Raw genomic sequence first — 24,909 nt, 5'->3', positions numbered from 1 at the left:
TGATCGGTGACCTACGTCACTGCACGAACCGGCTGCGGTGATGTCGTGCGCAGGCAGGTGGTACCGGAGATGACAACGTCCTTCACGCATCGGACCGGGGTCGCGGTGCACACCGCGCCCGAGGCATTCCAGCAGACGATCACCCTGCGCCCGCATCAGGTGGCGCTGCGCACGGTCGGCGGAGGCGTGCAGATCACGTGGGCCGAATACGACCGTCGGGTCCGGGCGATCGCCGCCGGGCTGGCGAAACTCGGTGTGCGGCACGGCGATACGGTCGGCATCATGCTGACCAACCGGCCGGAGTTCCATCTGGCCGATGCCGCGGCGCTGCATCTGGGCGCGGTCCCGTTCTCGGTGTACAACACCAGCTCGCCCGAGCAGATCGCGCACGTGTTCACCGACGCCGGGAACCGGATCGTGGTCACCGAGGCCGCATTCCTGGACGCGGTGCGCGGCGCGGGGGTCGAGCTGGCGCACATCGTACTGGTCGACGGCCCCGCCGCCGGGACGATGTCGCTGCGCGAGGTGGAGGCGGATCCATTGCCGGAGTTCGACTTCGACGCGGCCTGGCACGCGGTGCGCCCGGACGATCTGGCCACCCTGATCTACACCTCCGGCACCACCGGCCCCTCCAAGGGGGTGGAGCTCACCCATGCGAACGTCCTGGCACAGGTCGGCGCGGTCCAGGAGGTGGCTGCGGGCGGACCGGACGATCGCGCGGTGTCGTATCTGCCCTCGGCCCATGTCGCGGACCGCATCTCGGCGCACTGCACGAATCTGCTCACCGGCATCACCATCACCTGCGTGCCCGACGCGCGCGAGATCGCCGCCGCCCTGCCCGATGCCCGCCCGACGGTCATGTTCGGTGTGCCGCGGGTGTGGCAGAAGATCAAGGCGGGCATCGAGACCCGCCTGGCCGCCGAGCCCAGCCCGCTGCGCCGGGGCCTGGCGAACTGGTCCATCGGCGTCGGAATCGCCTGCGCGCGGGCACGAATCAACGGGGTCGGGGTGAATCCGCTACTGGGCGTGCAGTATCGGATCGCCGAGGCGCTGGTGCTGTCCGCGTTGCGCCGGGCCCTGGGGCTGGACGAGCTGAAACTGGCCTCGTCCGGGGCGGCGGCGATTCCGCCCGAGACGCTGGAATACATGCTGGGACTGGGTTTCACGGTCACCGAGGTGTGGGGGATGTCCGAAACCGCCGGCGCCGCCACCTATACCGAACCGGCCGCACCGCGCCCCGGTTCGGTGGGCCACGCGGTGCGCGGGGTGCAAGTGCGGCTGGACAGTGACGGGGAACTGCTGGTGCGCGGGCCGATCGTCACCCGCGGCTACCGCAACCTGCCCGACCGCACCGCCGAGGCACTGGACTCCGACGGCTGGCTGCACACCGGCGACATCGCCACCATCGACGGCGACGGCTATGTCACGATCGTGGACCGCAAGAAGGAACTCATCATCACCGAGGCGGGAAAGAACATCTCCCCCACCGCCGTGGAGAACGCGGTCAAGGCCGCCTCCTCGCTGATCGCTCAGGTGGTCGCCCTCGGCGACGCCAAACCGTATATCGCGGCGCTGATCGTGCTGGACCCCGACACCGCCGCGGTCCGTGCGAAAACCCTCGGCGTGCCCGGCGCCGGCCCTGGCCGAACTGGCCGTGCACCCGGGAATCGTCGCCGAGGTCCGCGCGGGCATCGAATCGGGCAACACCGGGCTCTCGCGTGCCGAGCAGATCAAGCGATTCCGGATCGTCCCGGCCGCATGGGAACCCGGCGGCACGGAAATCACCCCCACGCTCAAGCTCCGGCGCGCTCCGATCGCCCAGAAGTACGCCACCGAAATCGCCGAGCTGTACAGCGACCCGGTGTCCGAACCGGTCGTGAGCCTGGCGACCCGCTGATCGACTGCGGCGGAATTACTTTGGTGGACCAGCTTCACCCGGGTGGCAGATCCTCGATGAAGGTGACGGTTTCGGCGAGCGGGGCGCGATCGATGCGGGGATGTGAGGTTCCCGGGTCCGCGAACCCGATCGACATGCCGCAGAACAGAATTGCCCCCTCGGGCGGGCGCACCGTTTCCGCGACGGTCCGGTGGTAGACCGACCAGGCCATTTGGGTGCAGCTGTGCAGGCCCTCGGCCCGCAGCAGCAGCATGACCGTCTGCAGATACATCCCGAGGTCCGCCCACTGCGGCGGTCCCATCACCGGATCGATGTAGCAGAACAGCGCGGCCGGTGCGCCGAAGCAGTCCCAGTTCGCCGCGACGTGCGCCGCACGAGCTCGTGCGTCGGTCCGGTAGATACCGTATGCGCGGTAACGCTGTTCGGCTGCGGCATCACGACGCTGCCGATACCGCGCAGGCAGCTCGGCCGGGTACATCTGGTACTCGGGGGTGTCACCCGAATCGCCCGCCGCGACCCGCTCCCGGGTGCGCTTTTTCAGTCCCTCCAACGCCGCCCCGGTCACCACGTAGACGTTCCAGGGTTGCAGGTTCGCGCCGGACGGGGTTCGCGCCGCGGCGCACAGCACACGTTCGAGCACCGCCGGCGCCACCGGCTCGGCGGTGAACGTGCGCACGGCGCGGCGGCTGTGCACCGCGGTGTAGGTGTCCACGAGTAGGCTTCTCCCTCGGTCCCGGTTGTCGGTCGTGTCGGTCTCTCTCCGGTAATGACGTACGACAACGAGAAAAGGTGACCGCCATGACCGAACCGCTCGCCCAGCGCTTCCATCAGCACCGTGACCACGTCCGCGGGGTTGTCTACCGCATGCTCGGCTCGCATGCCGACGCCGAGGACGCGGTGCAGGAAACCTGGCTGCGACTGGCATCGGTGGACGCGCGCGACATCGGCAACCTGCCCGGGTGGCTGACCACGGCGGTGTCGCGCATCTGCCTGGACATGCTCCGAACCCGGCACACGCGCCGCGAGGACTTCGCCGGTGCGGACCTACCCGGCAACGCCGAGCGGGCACCGGATCCGGACCCCGAACACGAAGCGGTACTGGTCGATTCGGTCGGCCGTGCGCTGCTGGTCGTGCTGGACAGGCTCAACCCCGACGAACGCATCACCTTCGTGCTGCACGACATGTTCGCGGTGCCGTTCGACCGGATCGCCCCGATCGTGGAACGCTCACCGGCCACGACCAAGAAGCTCGCCAGCCGCGCGCGCCACAAGGTCCAAGGCCGCCCGCAGATCCCGGCGACCGAACTCGCCCGCCGCCGCGCGGTCGTCGAGGCATTCCTGGCCGCCTCCCGTGCGGGCAACATCGACGCCGTCCTCGAGGTGCTGTCCGCCGACGTGATTCGCCGCGCGGACCGTCACGCGATTCCCGTCGACCGCCCCGCCCGCGTCCAGGGGGCGCGGGCGGTCGCCGAGGAGATCGCCGTCTTCGGCCGCAGCGCCCGTTTCGCCGCACCGCTGCTCGTCGACGGCTCGGTCGCAATCGCCGTCGCGCCGCACGGCCGATTTCGACTGATCATCCTGTTCGGCTTCGACGGCGACACGATCACCGAATACGAACTCATCGCCGACCCCGCCCGACTCGACCAGCTCCACCTGGCCACCCTCACCGGTAGGGCGCCGGCGCAGTGACCATCCTCAGGCGGGGATCTCGAACGTCGCTACCAGCTGGGCGCGGGCGATCGAGTGGAAGAACAGGTTGAATCCCAGGTAGGCCGGTGTCGCGTCGGCGCCGATGCCCAGCGATTCCACGTCCACTGCGTGCACGGTGATGAAGTACCGGTGGTGGCCGTGCCCGGCCGGGGGTGCCGCGCCGACGAATCCGGGGAATCCGCCGTCGTTACGCAGCGCGATCGCCCCCGCCGGAAGCGTGCCGCCCTCGCTGCCCGCACCCGAATCCAGGCCGGTGACCGCGACCGGAATATCGGCCACCGCCCAGTGCCAGAACCCCGAGGCGGTCGGGGCGTCGGGATCGTAGACGGTCACCGCGAAACTCTTTGTCTCGGCGGGGAATCCGGACCACGACAGCTGCGGGGAGATGTCCCTGCCACCGGGAACCTCGAATTTCCCGCTGGCCTGGTTCAGCCCGAAACTCTCGCCGTCGGCGATATCGGTGGAGATCACCAGGAAGTCGGGCAGCTTCGGCAGCGCCGCGTACGGGTTGTACGAGTAGTCGGGCACGACAGGAGTCCTTTCGGGAGTGGCGGGATCATCAGCTGTTGAGCAGGAAGTGTTCCAGGACCTTGGCGCCGAATTCCAGCGCATCCACCGGAACCCGCTCGTCCACGCCGTGGAACAGCGCCGAGAAGTCCAGCTCCGGCGGCAGGCGCAGCGGCGCGAACCCGAAACAGCGAATCCCCAAGCGCGCGAACGCCTTCGCATCGGTGCCACCGGACAGCATATACGGCACCGTGCGCCCGTCCGGGTCGTGCGCCAGGATCGCGGCGTTCATCGCATCGACCAGATCGCCGTCGAAAGTCGTTTCGTAGGAATCGAGTTTGGTGATCCACTCCCGTTCCACGTCCGGGCCGATCAGCTCGTCGACCTCGCGCTCGAACGCGGCCTGACGGCCCGGCACCACCCGGCAGTCCACCACCGCCTCCGCGGTCTGCGGAATGACATTCGCCTTGTACCCGGCCTGCAGCATCGTCGGATTGGCCGTATCGCGCAGCGTGGCGCCGATGATGCGGGAAATGGTGCCCAGCTTGGCCAGCTGCCCCTCGATATCGGGCCCGGCCGGATCGAATTCGATCCCGGTCTCCTCCGAGACCGCCGCCAGGAACTCGGTCACCGACTCCGACAGCACCAGCGGGAAGGTGTGCGTGCCCAGCCGCGCTACCGCCTGCGCCAGAATCGTGACCGCGTTGTCCTCGTGCAGGAACGACCCGTGCCCGGCGCGAGCCTTGGCGCGCAACCGCATCCAGCCCAGCCCCTTCTCCGCGGTCTCCACCAGATACAGCCGCCGCTCGGTGCCGTCGCGGCGCGGCACCGTCAGCGAGAACCCGCCGACCTCCCCTACCGCCTCGGTGACGCCCTCGAACAGATCGGGCCGGTTGTCCACCAGCCACTGCGAACCCCACCGCCCGCCGTTCTCCTCATCGGCCAGGAACGCGAACACCAGATCCCGCGGCGGCACCGTGCCCTCGATCTTGAACTGGCGCGCCACGGCCAGCATCATGCCGACCATGTCCTTCATATCGATCGCACCGCGACCCCACACGTAACCGTCGCGCACCGCACCGGAGAACGGGTGCACACTCCAGTCCGACGCCTCGGCGGGCACCACGTCCAGATGCCCGTGAATCATCAACGCGCCCCGGCTCGAATCCGCCCCGGCCAACCGCGCGAACACATTCCCCCGACCGGGCGCACCCGATTCCACGTACTCGGTGGTGTACCCCGCACGATGCAGCTGATCGGCCACCCACTGCGCACACTCGCGCTCCCCCTTCGTGGTGGCCAGATCGCCGGTGTTGGAGGTGTCGAACCGGATCAGCGCACTGACCAGATCCACCACCTCCGATACCGCACGCGACGGGGCTTCGGACGGGGTTGCTTCGCCGGTTGCAGACACGTTCACCTTCCTACCACTGCCACACCCATACGCCACCGATTGCCCGCAGCCCGCGCAGAACCATTCACCCCCGCGCCACCGCATCCAGGCGCCACATCCGTCGGCGTTGCACAGCGGCATGCACGCCATGCTCGCCGGACCCCTGTACGGCGCACCGCCATTCACGCCTCCGGCGAATCCGCCGCGAACGGGGGCGGCCGCACCGCGTCGTTCCTCGCCGCCGGACGCGCCAGCCACCCGTGGTCCGCGCGGGGGATCCCCCATCCCCCGCGCGCGGGACGATCCCGCCGTGGCCTGCGGGTATCGTCCGTGACGTGCTTTCCAACCCGGCCCGAGGACGCCGTGCCGACCGGTGGACGAGCCGGGAGTGGCGGCTCCCGCACCTGTTCGCCTCGGTCCACGACGTCGGTTCGGCGCAGGACCGCGACCTCACCGCCGTGCTGCGATCCCTCGCGCGCCAGTCCATCCTGGTCGCGGTGGCCACCGCCCTGATCGACATCGTGACCTTCGCCCTGTCCGGCATCTTCCCCGTCGCACCGCTGCCCGCGATCGCGCTCACGGTGCCCATCGTCGGGGCGGACCTGGCCTTCGCCGCACCGCCCGCCACCGCCGGATTCGTCGCCGTCGCACAGGTGATCCTGCGGCTCGCCGCCACCGCGCTGCTGCACGATCACGACCTGCCGGTACGCCTGGGCGACATGGGCTTTCTGATCGCGGGCTACCGCGCCGGCGCATGGCTGTCCGGACGCGCCTCGCTGATCATCGTCCCGCTGCTGGGCGCGGGAGCGGTGGGCTCGATGCTCATCGCCGCCGGACCACACGCCCGCGACCCGCGACTGCTGACCATCGCCGCGGTCTCCACGGGCGTCCTGCCCTGGATGGTGGGCCGCTACACCACCGCCCGCGGCGCCTACACCGCCGAACTCGAACAACGCGAGCACCTGCGCCGGCACGAACAGCGCGCCGCCCTCGACCGCGCCCTGTCCGACGAGCGCGAGGCCATCGCCCGCGACCTGCACGACGTGATCTCCCACCACGTCAGCGCCATCGGAATCCACGCCGGCGCCGCACGACTGGCACTCGCCACCGGCGCCGCCCACGGCCCCGCCACCCGCTCCCTGGCGGCGATCGAGGCCAGCAGCCGCGCGGCGATGGTGGACCTGCGCCGCCAACTCGATCTGCTGCACGGACGCGACGAGGCCGGCCGCCGCCAGCCCGGACTGGCCGACATCGAGGAACTCGCCGCGCACGTCCGCGAAGCCGGACTGGAACTCGAGCTGCACACCCCCGGCCCCGACACCGCACTGCCCGAATCGCTCGACGTCACCGTCTACCGGATCGTGCAGGAAATGCTCACCAACGCATTGCGCCACGGCAACGGCAGCGCACACCTCCAACTGGACAAACGCGCAGATCTCGTGGTCATCACCGGCACCAACCCCGTTGCCGCGCACGCCGATACCGGCAACTCCCTGCATCGCGGCCTCGACGGCATCCGCCGCCGCGCCGAATTATTCACCGGCACCGTCGAATACGGCATCATCCCCGCCGCCACACCCGCCAGCCACGCCCCGGATCGCATCGAATCCGAGAGCCGCTGGCGCATAACCGTTTCCATCCCCATCGGAGGACTGTGAACATCCCCGCCCACCTCCGGACCGCCGACGAGCACCTCCGCCGATGAGCACCCCGATCCGCGTCCTGATCGCCGACGACCACAGCATGTTCCGCTCCGGCCTGCGCGCGGTCGTCGAGGCCCATCCCGACACCGAGTGCGTCGCCGACGTCGGCGACGGACGCAGCGCGGTCGCCGAGGCCGCCCGGCTCCACCCCGACGTCGCGATCCTGGACGTGCGCATGCCCAAACTCGACGGCCTGGCCGCCACCGAGGCCATCGTCGCCGCCGGCGGCACCCGGGTGCTGGTACTGACCACCTACGACAGCGAGACCAGCCTGGCCCGCGCGCTGCAGGCCGGAGCCAGCGGATTCCTGCTCAAGACCCTGCCCCCGGAGGAACTCATCGCCGCGGTCCGCATCGCCGCGCGCGGAGACGCGATCATCGACCCGTCCATGACCCGCCGCCTGGCCGGCCGCTTCGCCCGAACCCTCACCACCGCCCCCGAACCGCCTGAACTCGCCGCCCTCACCGCCCGCGAGCACGAGGTACTGCTGCTGCTCGCCGACGCCCGCAGCAACAGCGAAATCGCCGCGGCCCTGTGCGTCGGAGAGGAGACCGTGAAGACGCACGTGTCCCGGATCCTGGCCAAACTCGGTGTTCGCGACCGGATCCACGCCGTCGTGTACGCCCACCAGCACGGGCTCGTCCGCCCCACACCCTAGCCCGCTGCCGCCACCGATCAAGTTAGCTATAGATTCGCCAGCTGTCCTCGACTGTGCTGCTACAGAGTGGGATAGCACACAGTCCCCACCTAACAAGCGCTTGCCTGCTACCGTCGATTTTGCAGGAGGACAGTGCGGGTGCGGTCGACGAAGATCGCGACACGCCCGCCGGACCGGACCGCATACGCGGCCCATCGGGGCTATCAACGGGGATGTGACCGAGGGCATTTCAGTGTCGCTCGATGATCACTGGCGTATCTGCGACGCCGAAATCCACAGGGGCCGGCAGCAACGCCGGCAAGAACGACAACGGGGAGAACCGGCGCGCACGCCAGGGAGAGGATCCGGCCCGGGCAGCGCACGCGTCCCACCTGCGCGCCATCGAAGCAGAACAGGAACCCCGCCCATGAGCACCCCCCTGCCGATCCCGGACCTCGACCATCCCCTCTTCTCCGTCGCGCGGGCGTACATGAACTACTTCACCCCCCGGGTGACCGGCCTGCAGAACCTGCCGACCTCCGGCCCCGCGCTGGTCATCGGCAACCATTCCTCCATCTACTGGGCCCCCGAGGCGTGGATCACCTACATGTCGATGATCGAGCACCGCCCCGGCGCGCCCAGCTGCGGCGTCGCACACGACATCCTTTTGCGCACACCGATTCTCGGCGACAACCTGCGCTCGGTCGGAGTCCTGCCCGCCTGCCGCGACGCGGCCACCGCCGCGATCAAGGACGGCGGCGCGGTCATGGTCTACCCTGGCGGCGACTGGGAGGCCTGCCGCCCCTGGACCGACCGCGGCAGAATCGACTTCGCCGGACGCAAGGGCTTCATCCGCCTCGCCCTCGAACACGGCATCCCCGTCATCCCCGCGGTCGCCAACGGCGGCCACGACGCGATCTTCGTGCTCAGCCGCGGCGAACGCACCGCCCGGCTCCTGGGCCTGGATAAACTGGTGCGCGCCAAGGTCTTTCCCTACACCCTCGGCGTCCCCTTCGGCGTGGCCCCCATCCTGCCGCAGGTGCCGCTACCCGCCTCGGTGAAGGTCAGCTTCCTGCCGCCGCTGCACTGGTCCACCGAACCCGGCGACCCAGAGAACCCCGACACCGTCGACGCCTGCTACGACCAGACCGTCACCACCATGCAGACCGAACTCGACCGACTGCGCGCCGAAACACCCAACCCCGTCGCCACCGGCATCAAGACCCACCTCGCGCGCCTACCGGGACCGCTGTCCGGCCTGGCCGACCTGGTACCGGTCTGAAACCCGCACGCCGACCGCGATCATCACTCGTTACCCGACCGGCCGCGACACGCCGGCGAGCAGCCCGTCGACCAGTGCACGCAGGCCACCCTCGTAGGTGTCGGCGGCGGAGTTCGTGGGCGAATCTCCTCGCGACTACCGGCAGTGGGTGTCCGGCCATATCGCTGATTTCCAGCGCCCCACGTCCGACTGATGGCGATTTACCGGTGCGAAAACGGTCCTCCCGATAGCGGCCGGTCGGGAACCACGGCTCAGCCCCGGCCCATATACGGCATGCCGTTCGCCATCACGGTCAGGAACGGCACGTTGACCTCCGATGGCAGCGCGATCGTCTGCACGATCATCGCGGCCACATGCGAGGCATCGATGGTGGGCTCGGGCCGCACACTCCCGTCCGCCTGCACTGCGCCCGCGGCGATTCCGGCGGTCAGCTCGGTGGCCGCATTGCCGATATCGATCTGACCCACCGCGATGTCGTGAGCGCGGCCCTCGAGAGCCAGCGCCTTCGTCAGCCCCGTCACCGCATGCTTGCTCGCGGTGTACGCCACCGCGTTCGGCCGCGGCACATGCGCGGAGATCGAACCGTTGTTGATGATCCGCCCGCCGCCGGGCAGTTGGCGCTTCATCAACCCGAACGCCGCCCGCGCGCACAGGAACGAACCGGTCAGATTCGTATCGATCACCCGCTGCCAATCCCGCACCGAGACCTCGTCGACCGGCTGGGAGGCCCCGAACAACCCCGCGTTGTTGATCAGCACATCCAGTCGGCCCCAACGGTTTTCGACCTCGCCGAACAGCGTTTGCACCGCCTCGGGATCGGTCACGTCCGTCACCCACGCGGCAGCGGTACCCGGACCGTGCGCGGCCGCGACGGCCGCCTCCAGGGTGGCCGGAGTGCGGCCGACGGCCAGGACGTGATGGCCCGCGGCGGTCAATGCGACCGTGATCGCGCGGCCGAGGCCGGTTCCCGCGCCGGTGACGAGGACATACTTCGATTCGGACACTCGCCCGAGGGTAGCCGAACACACCGGCACAACGGGGCCGGGCGCCGGCCACGTCATCGATTAGACGGACCCGTGCGCACCCGACGCCGCCAACTCCTCCGGCCGCTCCACATCCACCGCATCGGGGAGCGACTCCGGTAGGACGGTCACGTTCGCCCGTCGACCGCTACCGGTGAGCAGCCGCAGCAGCCCGCGCACGCCGCGGAAAACCCACACCAGCAGCCCACCCGCAATGGCGGCGCCCACCGCCGCGCGCAACCAGTACTCCGGACCCACCGGAGCCATCGACATCGCCGCCCGCAGCCCACTCTGCCAGTGCGTGGCGTTCACTGTCGCGGCCGCCAGCGCGAAACCACACACCAGCATCACCGGCACCCGATGCGTGCCCCAGCGCTCCTCCAGATCGAAACCGCGCCGCCGCAGCACGGTCCGCAGCACACCGGCGATACCGATCGCCATCGCGCCCAGCACGCCCGTCAGCACCGCCTGCGTCGCCGAGGTGCGCGGCAGCACAGCCGGCAGCAACGACAACACCGTCGCGGCCGTCACCGCCAGCATCGTGCCCACCCGGGGCCGCAGCCGCGTCATCGCCCGCATCCCGCTCATCGAACCGCCCTCCGCACCCTGCGACGCCACACCACCGCCAGCACCGTGGCCATCACCAACGCCGCGATCACCCCCAGCGCGGCGGGCCCGCCCATATGCCACAGCTGAGCGTCGATGTGCTTGCCCGACAACCGCATACCGAACATGTACTCCGGCTCCGGTGTCGCGTAGTTCTGCCGACGCGAATTCAGATCCACACCGGTGGTGGCGATCGTCGCCATCACCTCGCACCCGGTCTCGGACATCGTGTTCGAGCGAACCTGGCACGCGGCATGGATGCGCTGCTGGAAGACCGCATCGATCGCCTGCCGCCCCCACGCCCCCAGCGGCGCGTGCCGCCGCTCGGCGTAGCGCAGCACGTCATATCCCAGATCGTGCGCCCGGCACGCCGTCTTGAATTCCGCTGGCAACTGGATCGGCGAGGAGCACTCACCCAGCGGATCCACCAGCAGCCCGCGCTCCACGATCGGCTGATATCCCGCGCCCGCGGCGAAATCGCTCGGCAACACCACCGACCACGGATGCGGGCCGATCAGGTCCGCTACCGCCGCCCGCGCCACCGCGTTCTCCGACCGCGGATCGGTCGCGGCGGCCGAGGCGTGCATCGGCGGCGCGAAGGCGAGCGTGATGGTAGCAGTCAGCACCGCCATCACGACCGCGCCCAGGTGCTGTCGCACATGCCCCGCGCGCACCCGCCGTAGCGGGCCGTATCTCCACCCGGGCCACCGACCACGTCTCCGGGCGGAAACCGGCGGGGTGGAGGGCGTCGAGCCGAGAGAGACGTCCGGTCGCGCGGGTGTTACTTCACTCACGGTCATCGAAGGTAGGCGATGGAAGGCCGTTTGCGGTAGTCGAGGCGGATAGATGCACCCCTGATCACAGGCATCCCGCGGCCGCGGGACGGGCAGTGATTCCTATGGCCAGCAAGTCGTTATTGATGCACATAATCGCATGCCATCATGTGGCAAACCTTCTGCAATTATGGCCGATGTCCGACTCACTACTCGCCACCACTCACGTCTGGGCAGCCCCCACGCGACCGGCTCTTCTCCTGATACACAGGCACACATCCACTTTCACGGACTCAACCGACCGAACAACTGCGAGGGCAGCGAGCCCACGGCGTGGCCGACAATAGACCGCCAACCAAACACGGCGAATGATTCGCTAATCACCATCACCGTCCTTTCGTCGACCTATTTGCCCGAATTCACGATAGTTCTTAGAAAAACCTGAGATGATCTGGCATTCCCGGTCGCCGATTTCTTCGCGCGTGTCCCCGACCGCGCGTCGGCTTCGAGCCGGCCGTCGATCGCTCAGATCCGATCCGTCGGCGTCAGAACGAATTTCGCCGGCACGCCGTCGGCAAGGTCGAAATATGTCGCCACCGCCCTGTCCAGCGAGCGCAGCTCGATCCCGGTGGGCACGGCCAGCGCACCGGACTCGAACAACCCGGTCAGCGTCTCCAGCGCCGCGGCCGTCGCCACCGTGTCGTGCAGCAACGAGTTCACGCCGATCAGCGACCCACCGCGCCGGTACAGCTCGCGCACCGGAACCCGCTCGTGCCCGTCCGCCGGGGCGGCGATCACCACGATGCGACCACCTGGCGCAAGCACGGGAACCGTTGCGGGCAAATGGAATCCGGTGCTGTCGAAGACCACCTCGGCGCCCTCGGCACAGCGCTCCCGCACCCCCGCCGCGAACCCCTCGGGATCGGTGAAGGCGAACGCATCCACCCCGCCGCGCACCAATTCGGCAGCCTGCTCCGTGCGCCGCACCCCCACCGCCACCCGGGCGCCGCGCGCGGTGGCCAGCGCATGCGCCGCGGACCCCACCGCCCCGGAACCGATCACCACGAGCGCAGTTCCGGCACGCACGCCGCCGCGATCCAGGGCCTCCAGCGCGGTTACGTACGGCACCGGAACCGATGCCGCCTCGGCGAAGGTGAGCTTCTCCGGCATACGCGCCACCCCGTCCGCGGGCACCGCAACATACTCCGCATGCGTACCGTCACGCAGAAACCCCAGCTCCCGCCCGCTGGCCCACACCCGCCGCCCGATCAGCGCCCTCGGACCGTCGACCACCTCCCCCGCCACGTCCCGCCCCGGCGTCCGCGGCACCGTGGTGTACGGGAACCCGCCCAGCACATTCTTCACATCGCTCGGATTCACCCCCGCCGCATGCACCCGCACCAGCACCTCACCCGAGTGCACCGCGGGCACGTCCACATCGAGCAGCGCCAGCGCATCGAGGGAACCGAACCGATCGAATCGCAGCGCTCTCATCGCTCGATCGTAGGCAGGCTATCGGTAACCACCGGCGCGCGGTGCCCCCTCCGTGCGCCGAGTGTCGCAGGACCACCGTGGTGACGGGCTCCCCGCCTCGAAATCAGATGACCCCTGTCCCTTCCTTGCTGCTTTCATTGGTCCTCGGCTTGACACGCTAAATGGCGGACTCATATTTAGATGCGCATAGGTCGATAAGAATATTGATATTTTCCAAAACAGCAGTCCGCGGATGAGGGCGAACCCATCGAGAATCCGAATCGATGCCGCCTTCGCCGTGCCGGCACTACGCGCACGGAAGCCGCGCGGCCCCTACCCCGCATCAGTCAGCCACGAGATGCGCCGATCCCCAGGGCGCCTGGCGAATTCGACCCCTCCCCCGCCGAGGCGGGGGACGATCAGGCGCAGTGAATGAGGAAGTTCGCCGTGGCCGTGTCCGCAGCCTTCACATCGACCTGGGTGTTCGCCACGGCGTCGGCCTGACAACCGTCCGGCACCGAGGTGACCGTGGCGCGGTAGCACCCGACGGGGAAGCTCCGCGTCGCGGCGCCGTCGTGCCCGGTGGTCAGCGTGGCCAGGACCGCGCTCGCGGAGCATGCGCTGATGCCCACCGCGACCATCGGGACCGGGAATCGTTCGGTGCCGGTCCCGGCCTGCACCTTCACGGTGCCCTCGGCCGACGCGGGAGCCTGGGCACTCGGCGCATTCCCCTGCGCGGAACAGGCCGCGACCGACAGGGTCAACACCACCGCGGCAATCATGGACAGCGCGATCAGCATGCGGCGCACCCGCACTCCCTCCGGTCGACTCCGGCGACACCCGCCGTTACGGGACTCACCCTATGCGCAAACGCCGCGTCTGCCACTGCAAGACATGACCAGGGGGTCGAGGAACAGTTTCGCCAGATCCGGCGCTAGCGATTTGATTCGGCCAACGGCGTTGGCTGGCAGGTGATTTCATGTCGCGGTGACGGATGAGGGTTACGGCCGGTTCGGGTCGTATTCGCGGGTTGAGCTGGAAAGAGTTATGTGGATCGGGGAAAACCAAGCTCGAGCATGCCTGGGAGATCCAGCGGGAGTGCGGTCTGGTCTCGTTCGGCTTGGTCGAGGCGGAGTTGTCGGTGTGGATCGCGGATCAGTCGTGGATGACCGGTGACGGCCCGAAAGCGATCTTCGCCGGTGCCCCAGCTGTGCCGGCTCGAGCCGCCCGAGTATCGGCTGGCGGTGCTGGTCGCGACGGTGAAGGTGCTGATCGCACCGTCTACAGCGACCGGGCCGTGGAACAGCTTCGCGCACAGGACCATCCGGTCCGCGAGCATGACGCGGCCCGGTTGTCGGCGTTCGCGCGCGGCCACATCGGCCTGGACGGGCATTACGCCTTCCGCCCGCCCGACCTCGGCGGAACCCACCGACCGCTACGCGATCCCGACGCCCGCGACGACGGCTGAACCACCGCTGTCGGTGGGCCCAGTACTCCGTGCTGCTGTCCGTGGGCGCAGCACGGAGTACTCAATGGCCCGGTCGGTCGGCGCCGGCTCGCTGGTCGGCCGACTACACCTTTCGCATCAGCGCAATTCGCAGCCGGTTGACCTCAGGTGTGCAGCGGGGCCGCTGTTGCTCAATTCCAACCGTTCGGGAGGCTCCCGCTGAAATTCTGCCGGACCCAGGTGGCGACATTTTCCGTCACACCTGACCAGTCGGTGTGCCATACCTGATCGCCGTTGAACAGCGCCGCATTTCTAGTGCTCCACGGGAGCTGCATGACTGCATCGACCTTTTTCCAGGATGGGAAGTTACCGGTGAAGTTCCGCCCGACCCATTGCGCGATGTCTATTGTTTGGCCCGGCCAGTCGGTGTGCCATACCTGATCGCCCCTGAACAAGGCCGCATTCTTTGTGTCCCACGGCAGCTTGCAGGCAGCATCGATGCTGTCCCAGGACGGGAGTTTACCGGTGAAGTTCCGCGCCACCCAGTCCACGATGCGTAGCGTCTGACCCGGCCAGTCGGTGTGCCATACCTCGTCACCGTTGAACAGCGCCGCATTTCTCGTGCTCCACGGGAGCTGCAGGGCTGCATCGACCTTTTTCCAGGAAGGGAAGTCGCCGGTGAAGTCCCGCCCGACCCATTGCGCAATGTCTACCGTTTGGCCCGGCCAGTCGGTGTGCCATACCTGGCCGCCCTTGAACAAGGCCGCATTCTTTTCGTCCCACGGGAGCTTGCAGGATGCATTTACCATTTGTCCTCCTCCTAATCCGCTGGGTTATCGTTGCGATTATGGATGAGCAGGCATTTCCTTGATCAATGCAACTTTTGGTAAACTCGCGCATGCATTATCGGCAGACCGCTGCCATGCGCTGCGCCCAAGTCCGAGCGATGTCACGATCAACCATTCCATCCCGCTTGATCGAAGCCTCGATCAAGCCTCGGCTCCGCCAGAATCCATGCCCCGCACCTACCACGACATCGATAGTAGCTGAACAGTTGCTGACCTACCCGCCCGTTCGGTGTTCGACAGACGCTCGTCCCGGACCTGCAGACCAACCATCCGAAGAGCGCACGGAATAACTACCCTCCACCAGCTATCGGACGGGCGAGCAGCGGCCCGTACGAGCGGTCACCTGCCGTTCTGCCGCGACCCCGAGACGACGGGTCGGCGGACAACATCAACGGCCTGGCCGGCGCCGCGCGGCGGGGTCGCTGTCTGCTTGATAACGCCGTAGCCCTTCGTCGGATACCTTCGCGTACCTCGCGGGCTGCGCACCGAGGTATGCCCCGACAGCTTCATCAGCACCGGCGTCGACGCGCCCTCTTCCGCGGCGTGAGTCAGCCGGGAATGCCGTAGCCGGTGCAGTGTGTACGGGCCATCGTCGAAGCGCTCGGTGTGGGCCTCGAACAGCTCGGCCGCACGCCGACACGACAGGCGCGCCCGCCCTGTCGCCGGGTCGACGTCGTTCTTCGCGACCGCTGGGCGGGCCTTGCGGTCGGTGAGGAACAGCGGCCCGGACTTGCGACCGACCAGCATCCGCGGCAACAACCTCAATCGCGCCAGCGGTGACGAACATGTTCGTTACGTACTTGTTCGCAACGAACATGTTCGTTAAACTGAGAGCATGGGAGACAGGGAACAAGAGATTCGGAGTCGCCGGGATCGCCCCGCAAAACCCGCACTGACCCGGCAGGGCATCGTGGATGCGGCGGTGCGTGTCATGCACGCCGAGGGGCTGGACAAGGTGACGATGCGGCGGCTGGCCACCGAGCTCGACACCGGGGCCGCGTCGCTGTACGTCTACGTCCGCGACGCGGCCGAGCTGCGCGCGGCGGTCCTGGACGAGCTGCTCGCCGACGTCGACTTGCATCCCATTGCGGCCGAGGGCGATTGGCAGAACCGGATGCGGCTGGTGCTGCGCTCGTACCTGGGCGTGCTGCTCGCCCATCCCCCGCTCGCACGCTCGGCGCTGCTTACCCGCCCGTCCGGTCCGCGATATCTGGATCTGATCGAGGCGCTGCTGGCGCTGTTGCATCAGGCCGGAATCGACGATCGGCGGGCGTCGTGGGCCGTGGACCTGCTCATGCAATCTGCCACCGCGACCGGGGCCGAGCACACGAGCGAGGGTGAGGATCCGGACGCAGCCGCGGGCCAGTTCAACGCGCTGGTTGCCGCCGTCGACAACGCCCCACCCGATCGTTACCCGCGCGTCACCGCGCTGGGCCGGGAATTGTTCACCGGCACCGGACAGGACCGGGTCGACTGGGCATTCGACGTGCTGCTGAACGGAATCCTCGCCACACCGCGCACGGACCCGCAGACCTAGCGCATCGCCGGGCACTCGTTTCATTCCGGGTACCGGCCCGAGCCCTGGCGCGAATGCCGCCCACTCCTCGATGGCCACACTCCTCGGGTGCTGTCCCATCCTCGAATGCCCACTCCCCCATCATCTTCCGTTGCCCTATTACCCATCGACCGCAAGGAGAGTTCATCATGCCCACCACCGAAACGACTCCGGTCCTCATAGTCGGCGGCAGCCTCGTCGGCCTGTCCGCCGCGGTCTTCCTGTCCTGGCATGGCGTGCCCGTTGTGCTCGCGGAGAAGCACCTCGGCAGCTCACTGCACCCACGAGCCATCGGCTACACCACCCGCACCCTCGAGCACTTCAGAGCAACCGGGGTCGAACTGCCCGCCTCGGTCCAGAACATCAAGCCACCCCGGCGAGCCCGTGCGGAGAGCCTGGCCGGCGCCTGGCTCGAGGAGTACCCGTGGACGCCCGGTGGGAAGGGCGGCTCCTATGGCTCCGAGGAATCGCCCGTGCACGCGACGGCCATTGCTCAGGACGCGCTCGAGCCGATCCTGCGCGAGCGGGCTCGTGAGCTCGGCGCGGACCTGCGGACGGGCACCGAGGTGCTCGACCTCGCCCAGGACGCCGACGGGGTAACCGCCACCCTGCGCCGCCGTGCGGACGGCCACGAATACCGGCTGCGCGCACGGTATGTGGTGGCCACGGACGGCGCGACCAGCCCGATCCGCGAGGCACTGGGTATTGCCCGACACGGCGCGGGACTGCTCTCGGTGCAGCGCAGCATCCTGTTCACCGCACCGGCGCTGGAGGCATACCTCGAGAAGGGCGTCGTGCAGTTCGAGATCGAGCAGCCCGATTTCCAGGCCTTCCTCACCACTTATTCGGACGGGCGGTGGGTGCTGATGCTCGGCGACGACGTCGAGCGGTCCGCCGAGGAGCAGGTCCGGGCGGTGCACCGGGCCATCGGGCGCGACGACATCCCGGTCGAGATCGTCACCACCGGTCGCTGGGAGCTCGCCGCCCTGATTGCCACGCGCTTCTCCGCCGGACGGGTGTTCCTGGCCGGGGACGCCGCACACCAATTGCCACCCAACCGAGGCGGTTTCGGCGCCAACACCGGCATCGATGACGCGCACAACCTGGCCTGGAAGCTGGCGGCGGTGTTGGCGGGGCAGTCCGGCCCCGAACTGCTGAACACCTACGACGCAGAGCGCCGCCCGATCGCGAACCTGCGCCACGACCAGCTCTTCGCCCGCGCCGATTACAAGGCGTACCTGAAGACTCCCGAGTCCGCGGTGCAGGTTCTCGACGACGCCGCCATCGAGCTGGGCCAGTTGTACCGGTCGGCGGCGGTCATAGGCGCCGGCGACGACCTACCACCCGCGCGCACGCCCTCGCAGTGGGCCGGCCAGCCGGGCACTCGCGCCCCGCACCTCGAGATCCTCCTCGACGGGCAGGCCCACTCCACGCTGGACCTGTTCCAACCCGGTTGGGTGGTGATGTCCCAGGACGAGCGCTGGACCGCGGCAACGGCCACAGCGGCAGCCCAGCTCGGCATCCCGGTGCGCTTCGTCCGGATCGGCGGAGAGGTGACAGTGGTTGAGCCGCAGGCATTCCCGGCCGCGTACGGCCTCGATGCGGCCGGTGCGACCCTCGTGCGGCCCGACGGTTACATCGCCTGGCGCGCGGTGCAGGCTCCCGTCGACCCGGCTCTTGCACTGACGGAGGCACTCAGCGTCGTCGCCGCGGCCGCCTCGGCAGCGCCCGGGGATGGCGGACAGGACTCCCGCGAACCGGCGACGAGCATACCAATGTGAGCGGAATCCGTCTCTCTGACAACGGATCACACTCACACCGGCTCACTGGGCGCCGATTCAGCGGCGGTCACGAAAGTTGCGCTGGATGTCGTCCAGGAAGGGCGACATCTGGTGCGGCGCACCGTCTTTACCGGCCTGCCACACGACCCGGTGGTCGGCGCGCAAAGCCCGGGCCAGCACGATCAGTCCCTCGATCAGCATACCCGCGCCGAGCGTCAGCATCAGGCTGTTGCTCAGTGCCGCGCTGTCGTGCGGGTCGATGGCCCGCAGGCCCGCATTGGCACCGAACTTCATCACCACGTTCGCCACCCATAGGATCACCGTCAAGGCCGTGTACTGCACGAAGGCCACACCCTCGCGCGTCGAGATGCGGACCGACGCACCGCGCAATGCTCCGATCGCCACGCTGATCGCCGCGGTTACCACCAGAATCACAACTGCCGCAGGAGTTTTCACGTCCTTGGAGACATCCGAGAGCCCGATGATCACCAGCACCGCAGGCAGGATCAGCATCCGCCGCGCCTCGGCCTGCTCGCCGATCATCCGCCGGACCAGGATGTATCCGACGGCCGCGATAATCAGGACAATTTGCAACGCACCGCTCATGGCGGATCTCCACCTCTCGGGGACTGGAAAGCGGGTGCCGCACTGGGGTTTCGGCACCGCGCTGATCGACTGTCCCCAACGGTAGGAGCCGCGACGCCGCCGATCCTGCGCCGACGGGCGGATCTTTCACGTCCTCAGGGTGGAGAAATCTCCACCCTGGACACCGCGACGATCACCGAAGCTGTTCGATCACCTGCGCGAACGCGTCGAGCTGGGACGAGGGCACCGAATAGTGGGTGACGGAGTACGCGTCGCGGTAATGCCGGAGTGTATCGGCGATTTCGGCCGCCGACCCGTGCAGCACACCGGGCAGGCAACGCAGCTGCGCCTCGGACAGTTGCGGGTTGAACATGCTCGCAATCGACAGATCGGCCGCGCCCTGACCGGCGACGTCGACCCCCTGCACGGTCAACCCGATCTCGATCTCGGCGATACGCTCCCCCGCGGCCTCGCGAACGAACTCCACACGCCGGGCCAGCGCCGCCACACCGGCCTCCGCGGAATCGATGCCGGGATCGACCGCGACTCCGGCCAGCGCCACGGTATCGGCGTATTCGGCGGCCACCCGCACCAGCCGATCTCCACTTCCCGCCACCAGCACCGGAATTCGGCGCTGCACCGGCGGCTGATGACCGTTCGCGAACAGGGCCCGGATCTCACCGAGGGTCTCGCGCAGGAACTCGATGCGCGCCCGGCCGCTCGGGAACGGCAGCCCGGCCGCCTCGAACTCGGGCTTGGCGAAATCGGGTCCGGCGCCGATACCGAATTCGAATCGCCCGTCGGTGAGCAGATCCGTGCTGGCCACGTCGCGGGCCAGCAACGCGGGCCGGTAGAACCCGGCATTGAGCACCATGGTGCCGACGTGCAGGCGCTCGGTGGCCTCCGCCAGGGCGACCATGGTCGGGAACGGTGACATCAGGCCGAGGTGGTCCGCGACCAGAGCTGTGGTGTAGCCGAGATCCTCGGCCCGTCGCGCCCGCTCGCGCCACTCGGTCCGGGAGCCGGGGGTCGCGAAACCTACGGCGAACCGAAACGGACGTGCTGTCATGTCATTTCGATCTTGATCCATGGTTCGCACGGTACTCGGTCCGTTCCCGCCGAGACACCGGTTATTCGGCCCGGGGCTGCTCCTGCGGGCAAAGCATGGACGGAACGGCACCGCCGCACGTAGCGTCGGGGATATGTCTGCTTCGATGTCCGACAATCCCCAGCCCGCGGACGAGTCCCGGCACCTGGTGCGCTACACTCCGGGCGGTTTCAGCAGCGAGCTGGTCGCCCGGGCCTCCGGGAGCTTCCTCTACACCGAAAGCGGCCGGAAGATCCTGGATTTCACCTCCGGGCAGATGAGCGCCATTCTCGGGCACTCGCATCCGGAGATCGTGGAGACCGTGCGACGGCAGGTGGGCGAGCTCGATCATCTGTTCAGCGGCATGCTCAGCCGCCCGGTGGTGGATCTGGCCCGCCGCCTGGCCGAGACGCTGCCCGAGCCGCTGACCAGGGCGCTGCTGCTGACCACGGGCGGCGAGGCGAACGAGGCGGCGATCCGGATGGCCAAACTGGTCACCGGCGGACACGAGATTGTCTCGTTCTCCCGCTCCTGGCACGGCATGACCCTCGGCGCGGCGGGCGCGACCTACAGCGCCGGGCGCAAGGGCTACGGCCCGGCCGCCCCCGGCAATTTCGTGCTGCCGGTGCCGAACGCCTACCGGCCCGACTTCACCACCGCCACAGGCGAACTCGACTGGCGGCGCCAGCTCGACTTCGGATTCGAGCTGATCGATGCCCAGTCCACCGGCAGCCTCGCCGCCTGCCTGGTCGAGCCGATCCTGAGCTCCGGCGGCGTGATCGATCCGCCCGCCGGGTATTTCGCCGCGCTGCGGGACAAGTGCCGCGAGCGCGGCATGCTGCTGATCCTGGACGAGGCCCAGACGGGCCTGTGCCGCACCGGATCCTGGTACGCCTTCGAACGCGACGGCATCGTGCCCGACATTCTCACCCTGTCCAAGACCCTCGGCGCGGGCCTGCCGCTGGCCGCGGTCCTGACCAGCGACGAGATCGAGCAGCGCGCCCACGAGCGCGGGTTCCTGTTCCTGACTACGCACGTCTCCGATCCGCTGGTCGCCGCCGTCGGCAATACCGTGCTCGACGTGCTGCAACGCGAGCGCCTCGATGAGCGAGCCGCCGTACTCGGCGCGTTCCTGCGCGCCGGGCTCGACCGAATCGCCGAGCGCCACACCGCGGTCGGCGATATCCGCGGCCGCGGACTGCTGATGGGTCTGGAGCTCGCCGCCGATCCCGAATCCGGGCACAGCGCGGACCAGCTCGGCGCCCGCATCACCCAGCGCTGCCTCGAGCTGGGGCTGCACATGAACATCGTGCAGCTGCCGGGCATGGGCGGGGTCTTCCGCATCGCACCGCCGCTCACTGCCACCGAAGACGAACTGTCACTGGGACTTTCGATCCTGGACAAAGCGATCGGCGACGCCGCCTGATGGGCGCCGTCGGCGAAGCCGTCCGAAACCGCGCATGGCCGGAGCGAATGCGGAGGTACGCCTAGCCCTCCGAGCGATCCGCGACGCCGCCCACCTCTCTTTCGACGGGCGGCGCGCGCGGCTCAATCCTGCTGCGGCGTATAGCCGAACGGCAGCAGCAGGCTCTTGGACTGGCAGTATGCCTCGATGCCCTCGGGGCCGTTCTCGCGGCCGATGCCGGAGTTCTTGTACCCACCGAACGGCGAGCCGGGGTCGAAGGCGTACATGTTCACCGCGTACGTGCCGGTGCGGATGCGCGCGGCGATCCGCATCGCCCGCTCGTTGTCGGTGGTCCAGACGCTGCCGGCCAGGCCGTAGCTCGAGTCGTTGGCGATGCGGATCGCGTCCTGCTCGGTGTCGTAGGGGATCACGACCAGCACCGGGCCGAAGATCTCCTCCTGCGCGATCGTCATCGAGTTGTCCACGTCCGCGAAAACCGTTGGCCGCACGAACCATCCGCCGTCCAGGCCCTCGGGGCGGCCGCCGCCGGTGACCAGGCGGGCGCCCTCCTCGATACCCGTGCGGATGTAGCCCTCCACGCGGTCGCGCTGGCGCTCGGAGATCAGCGGGCCGATCGTTGCGGACGGATCGTCCGGGCGGCCCACGGTGCTGGCCGCCGCCGCGGCGGCGATCTTCTCCACGACCTCCGCGTAGTGCTCGCGGGGCGCCAGGATGCGGGTCTGGGCGACGCAGGCCTGCCCCGCATTCATCACGCCGGAGAACAGCAGCATGGGCACGCAGGCGTCCAGATCGGCATCGTCGAGGACGATGGCCGCGGACTTGCCGCCCAGCTCCAGGGTGCAGGGCTTGAGCCGGTCGGCGGCGATCTTGCCGATCTCGCGGCCGACCGCCGAACTGCCGGTGAAGCTGAACTTGTCGATCTCCGGATCCGAGGTCAGGGCGCGGCCGGTCTCGGGTCCGCCGGGCACCACCGACAGCACCCCAGCCGGCAGCCCCGCCTCGGCGAATACCTCGGCGAATGCGTTGGCCGAAAGCGGAGTCTCCGCAGCGGGTTTCAGCACGACCGAGCATCCGGCCAGCAGGGCCGGGCCGAGCTTGTTGGCCGCCAGGAACAGCGGCACGTTCCAGGCCACGATCGCCGCGACCACGCCGACCGGCTCGCGGGTCACCAGGGTCTGCCCATAGATGCCGTCGCGGATCTCGCGCCAGGTGAACTTGTCCGCGGCCCCGGCGTAGTACTGCAGGCTCGCCAGCGCCGGCCCGTACTGGATCATCTCGACGATGCTCGCGGGCTGGCCGGTCTCGAGGGTCAGCAGCTGCTTGAACTGGGCGGCGCGCTCGGTCAGCAGAGCCGCGGCCCGGCCCAGCACCGCGGCGCGCTCGGCGGGCGTCATGCGCGGCCACGGCCCCTCGTCGAGGGCCGTGCGGGCTGCGGCGCAGGCGGCGCGGACATCGGCCTCGACCGCCAGTGGCACCTGCCCCACCCGCTCCCCCGTCGCCGGGGAACGCACCTCGATCACCTCCGCCGAGGCGGGCTCCACCCAGGAGCCTCCGATGAACAGCCTGTCGTATTCGGTCCGGTATCCGGTCGCGCTCTGTGTCACCGCGCCAACCCTTTCCACGTCGCTCCGAGGTCGGACCGCTCGCCTCCCGGGCGCCGCACCGGGCGCGCGGTCACTTCCGAACGGTCTCGAAATCCAACCTACAGACCCGGCCGGGCACCCATATAGACATTTGTCCACCCATCGGATTCGCGATTGCGCGTCCGCGCCCACGGCAGCCCGTGCGCTCTTGCATCCGAGGCACACTTGCCGCCTGTGCGCACCACCTGCCCGCGGGGACACCGGCGCGCGAGCGGTCTCAGGAAAGTATGCGAAAGTGGGTGCGCCGCCGCGGCGGCATCGAATCCATCGCTGTTGTACGGAGATTGCCGAGTTGACAACCAGATACGCGATGCGCGCGGCCGCGCTCGCCGTCGTCGCCACCATCACCTCGACGCTGGCGGGTGTCACCGGCATCGCGGAATCCGTTGCCGCGCCGGTTGATCCGATCATCTCCTCCGGACACGTGCTCGCCGCAGCGACCGCGGCGGACGGTTCGGCGATCACCGGGCTGACCGTGCAGGACAAGCGCCATCTGGTCCTGCACGTGCATTCGGCGGCGATGCGCAAGGACGTCGACGTGGATGTACAGCGACCCGCGGACACCTCCGTGCCGCGCCCGGTCCTGTACCTGCTCAACGGATCCGGCGGCGGCACCGACGGCGACAGCTGGTCCACGATGACCTACGTCATGGGGTTCCTGAACGACAAGAACGCCAATATCGTGCAGCCGATGGGCGGCGCCTGGAGCGCCTACACCGACTGGCTCCGGGACGATCCGGTACTGGGCCGCAACAAGTGGACCACCTTCTTCACTGAGGAGCTGCCGCCGCTGGTCGATGCGGCCCTGGGCGACAACGGTCGCAACGCGATCGCGGGTTTGTCGATGGCCGGGGAGTCGGTGCTGGCGCTGGCCATCCACAAACCCGGTCTGTATCGCGGCATCGCCTCCTACAGCGGCTGCGCCCAGACCAGCGATCCGCTCGGGCAGCGCGTGGTCCAGACCGAGATCTCCACGTGGGGTCACGGCGACCCGGACAACATGTGGGGCCCGCCCGGCAGCCCGCTGTGGGCCGCCAACGACCCGTACCTGCACGCCGAGCAGCTGCGCGGGACCCGGCTGTTCATCTCCGCCGGCAGCGGGCTGCCCGGCAAGCACGACACCCTCGACAGTCCCTTCCTCTCCTACGGCGCCGGCCACACCCCCGGCACGCTGGCCAACGAGATCGTGCTGGGCGGGCTCATCGAGGCGGGCGTCAACGCCTGTACCCACAACCTGCAGTCGCGGCTGGACCAGCTCGGCATTCCCGCCACCTACGACTACACCCCCACCGGGACCCACTCCTGGGGGTACTGGAACGACGCGTTCATCAAGTCCTGGCCGGTGCTCGTCGCCGGGCTCGGCCTGTAAATTCGGCATTCCCGACCGTCCGCCGCAGGATGCGGGACCCCTGCGGCAGGTCTCGGCTCGTGGCGCACACTTGCGGACGCTACTAAGATCCGAATCACCGACGACGCGGTCCGGCGAAGATCCGCCGCCCCCAGACGTGGCAAATCGCCCGCATACGCCGTTCGC

22 protein-coding genes and 1 pseudogene are annotated in these 24,909 nt (G+C 68.8%); 10 read left to right on the top strand and 13 right to left on the bottom strand.

All coding sequences use genetic code 11. The features are described 5' to 3' along the window. The first annotated feature begins 69 nt into the window (after positions 1-69). A pseudogene (locus ABH933_RS37755) lies at positions 70-1,897 on the top strand (AMP-dependent synthetase/ligase). A 34-nt stretch (positions 1,898-1,931) separates the two neighbouring features. Here the strand turns inward: ABH933_RS37755 and ABH933_RS37750 are convergent. Continuing rightward, positions 1,932-2,609 carry a nitroreductase gene (locus tag ABH933_RS37750; protein WP_429424966.1) on the bottom strand — a complete coding sequence of 226 codons (678 nt, stop codon included), beginning with the start codon at positions 2,607-2,609 and terminating at the stop codon, positions 1,932-1,934. 86 nt (positions 2,610-2,695) lie between these two features. Here ABH933_RS37750 and ABH933_RS37745 point away from each other — a divergent pair, with 86 nt between their 5' ends. Next, positions 2,696-3,586, top strand: coding sequence for a sigma-70 family RNA polymerase sigma factor (locus ABH933_RS37745; protein ID WP_429424964.1), 891 nt, complete (start codon positions 2,696-2,698; stop codon positions 3,584-3,586). Between the two features lie 6 nt (positions 3,587-3,592). Here the strand turns inward: ABH933_RS37745 and ABH933_RS37740 are convergent, their stop codons facing one another. After that, a complete protein-coding gene (locus tag ABH933_RS37740; protein ID WP_429424962.1) occupies positions 3,593-4,135 on the bottom strand; it encodes a YbhB/YbcL family Raf kinase inhibitor-like protein in 543 nt (180 codons plus the stop codon). 31 nt (positions 4,136-4,166) lie between these two features. Next, on the bottom strand, positions 4,167-5,528 hold the full coding sequence (locus ABH933_RS37735) for a M20/M25/M40 family metallo-hydrolase (protein WP_429424960.1): 1,362 nt from the start codon (positions 5,526-5,528) through the stop codon (positions 4,167-4,169). Positions 5,529-5,842: 314 nt separating this feature from the next. Between ABH933_RS37735 and ABH933_RS37730 the strand changes: the two genes are divergently transcribed. From ABH933_RS37730 to ABH933_RS37720, 3 genes are all read left to right on the top strand, one after another. After that, a complete protein-coding gene (locus ABH933_RS37730) occupies positions 5,843-7,165 on the top strand; it encodes a sensor histidine kinase (protein ID WP_429424958.1) in 1,323 nt (440 codons plus the stop codon). A gap of 43 nt (positions 7,166-7,208) precedes the next feature. Further along, positions 7,209-7,868: a response regulator gene (locus ABH933_RS37725; RefSeq protein ID WP_429424955.1), complete on the top strand. Its 660-nt coding sequence runs from the start codon at positions 7,209-7,211 to the stop codon at positions 7,866-7,868. Between the two features lie 406 nt (positions 7,869-8,274). Next, positions 8,275-9,129, top strand: a complete 855-nt coding sequence (locus tag ABH933_RS37720) for a lysophospholipid acyltransferase family protein (RefSeq protein ID WP_429424953.1) — start codon at positions 8,275-8,277, stop codon at positions 9,127-9,129. Positions 9,130-9,380: 251 nt separating this feature from the next. Here the strand turns inward: ABH933_RS37720 and ABH933_RS37715 are convergent, their stop codons facing one another. The 5 genes from ABH933_RS37715 to ABH933_RS37695 form a co-directional block, all read right to left on the bottom strand. Next, positions 9,381-10,133 (bottom strand): SDR family oxidoreductase, encoded by a 753-nt coding sequence (locus ABH933_RS37715; protein ID WP_429424951.1) that lies wholly within the window; start codon positions 10,131-10,133, stop codon positions 9,381-9,383. Positions 10,134-10,193: 60 nt separating this feature from the next. After that, the gene (locus tag ABH933_RS37710) at positions 10,194-10,739 is read right to left on the bottom strand and encodes an alpha/beta-hydrolase N-terminal domain-containing protein (protein ID WP_429424949.1); all 546 of its coding nucleotides are present in this window, start codon (positions 10,737-10,739) and stop codon (positions 10,194-10,196) included. Further along, entirely contained in the window at positions 10,736-11,416 is a 681-nt protein-coding gene (locus tag ABH933_RS37705) for a hypothetical protein (RefSeq protein ID WP_429424947.1), read from the bottom strand. Before ABH933_RS37705 ends, ABH933_RS37710 begins: the two co-directional genes overlap by 4 nt. Before the next feature lie 639 nt (positions 11,417-12,055). Beyond that, positions 12,056-13,024 (bottom strand): quinone oxidoreductase family protein, encoded by a 969-nt coding sequence (locus ABH933_RS37700; protein ID WP_429424945.1) that lies wholly within the window; start codon positions 13,022-13,024, stop codon positions 12,056-12,058. A gap of 398 nt (positions 13,025-13,422) precedes the next feature. Then, entirely contained in the window at positions 13,423-13,812 is a 390-nt protein-coding gene (locus ABH933_RS37695; protein WP_429424943.1) for a hypothetical protein, read from the bottom strand. Positions 13,813-14,033: 221 nt separating this feature from the next. On the opposite strand from ABH933_RS37695, the gene ABH933_RS37690 reads away from it, so the two are divergent. Continuing rightward, on the top strand, positions 14,034-14,471 hold the full coding sequence (locus ABH933_RS37690; protein ID WP_429424941.1) for a hypothetical protein: 438 nt from the start codon (positions 14,034-14,036) through the stop codon (positions 14,469-14,471). Between the two features lie 170 nt (positions 14,472-14,641). On the opposite strand, the gene ABH933_RS37685 is transcribed toward ABH933_RS37690, so the two are convergent. Further along, a complete protein-coding gene (locus tag ABH933_RS37685; RefSeq protein ID WP_429424939.1) occupies positions 14,642-15,259 on the bottom strand; it encodes a hypothetical protein in 618 nt (205 codons plus the stop codon). A 378-nt stretch (positions 15,260-15,637) separates the two neighbouring features. Next, the gene (locus tag ABH933_RS37680; protein ID WP_429424937.1) at positions 15,638-16,045 is read right to left on the bottom strand and encodes a site-specific integrase; all 408 of its coding nucleotides are present in this window, start codon (positions 16,043-16,045) and stop codon (positions 15,638-15,640) included. An 88-nt stretch (positions 16,046-16,133) separates the two neighbouring features. Between ABH933_RS37680 and ABH933_RS37675 the strand changes: the two genes are divergently transcribed. After that, on the top strand, positions 16,134-16,835 hold the full coding sequence (locus ABH933_RS37675; protein ID WP_429424935.1) for a TetR/AcrR family transcriptional regulator: 702 nt from the start codon (positions 16,134-16,136) through the stop codon (positions 16,833-16,835). 167 nt (positions 16,836-17,002) lie between these two features. Continuing rightward, positions 17,003-18,634 (top strand): FAD-dependent oxidoreductase, encoded by a 1,632-nt coding sequence (locus ABH933_RS37670; RefSeq protein WP_429424933.1) that lies wholly within the window; start codon positions 17,003-17,005, stop codon positions 18,632-18,634. 57 nt (positions 18,635-18,691) lie between these two features. On the opposite strand, the gene ABH933_RS37665 is transcribed toward ABH933_RS37670, so the two are convergent. Continuing rightward, positions 18,692-19,177 carry a hypothetical protein gene (locus ABH933_RS37665; RefSeq protein WP_429424931.1) on the bottom strand — a complete coding sequence of 162 codons (486 nt, stop codon included), beginning with the start codon at positions 19,175-19,177 and terminating at the stop codon, positions 18,692-18,694. Between the two features lie 235 nt (positions 19,178-19,412). Next, positions 19,413-20,288 carry a TIGR03621 family F420-dependent LLM class oxidoreductase gene (locus ABH933_RS37660; protein ID WP_429424929.1) on the bottom strand — a complete coding sequence of 292 codons (876 nt, stop codon included), beginning with the start codon at positions 20,286-20,288 and terminating at the stop codon, positions 19,413-19,415. A gap of 133 nt (positions 20,289-20,421) precedes the next feature. Between ABH933_RS37660 and ABH933_RS37655 the strand changes: the two genes are divergently transcribed. Further along, entirely contained in the window at positions 20,422-21,732 is a 1,311-nt protein-coding gene (locus ABH933_RS37655) for an aspartate aminotransferase family protein (RefSeq protein ID WP_429424927.1), read from the top strand. Between the two features lie 122 nt (positions 21,733-21,854). On the opposite strand, the gene ABH933_RS37650 is transcribed toward ABH933_RS37655, so the two are convergent. Further along, positions 21,855-23,336 (bottom strand): aldehyde dehydrogenase, encoded by a 1,482-nt coding sequence (locus ABH933_RS37650; protein WP_429424925.1) that lies wholly within the window; start codon positions 23,334-23,336, stop codon positions 21,855-21,857. Between the two features lie 349 nt (positions 23,337-23,685). Here ABH933_RS37650 and ABH933_RS37645 point away from each other — a divergent pair, with 349 nt between their 5' ends. Beyond that, positions 23,686-24,744 carry an alpha/beta hydrolase gene (locus tag ABH933_RS37645; protein WP_429425234.1) on the top strand — a complete coding sequence of 353 codons (1,059 nt, stop codon included), beginning with the start codon at positions 23,686-23,688 and terminating at the stop codon, positions 24,742-24,744. Positions 24,745-24,909 lie beyond the last annotated feature (165 nt).

Origin of the sequence: Nocardia sp. GP40, assembly GCF_050434125.1 — a bacterium.
GTDB lineage: Bacteria > Actinomycetota > Actinomycetes > Mycobacteriales > Mycobacteriaceae > Nocardia > Nocardia albiluteola.
Note: the sequence above shows the minus strand (reverse complement) of the source record. Positions and strands in the feature narration are given on the sequence as shown.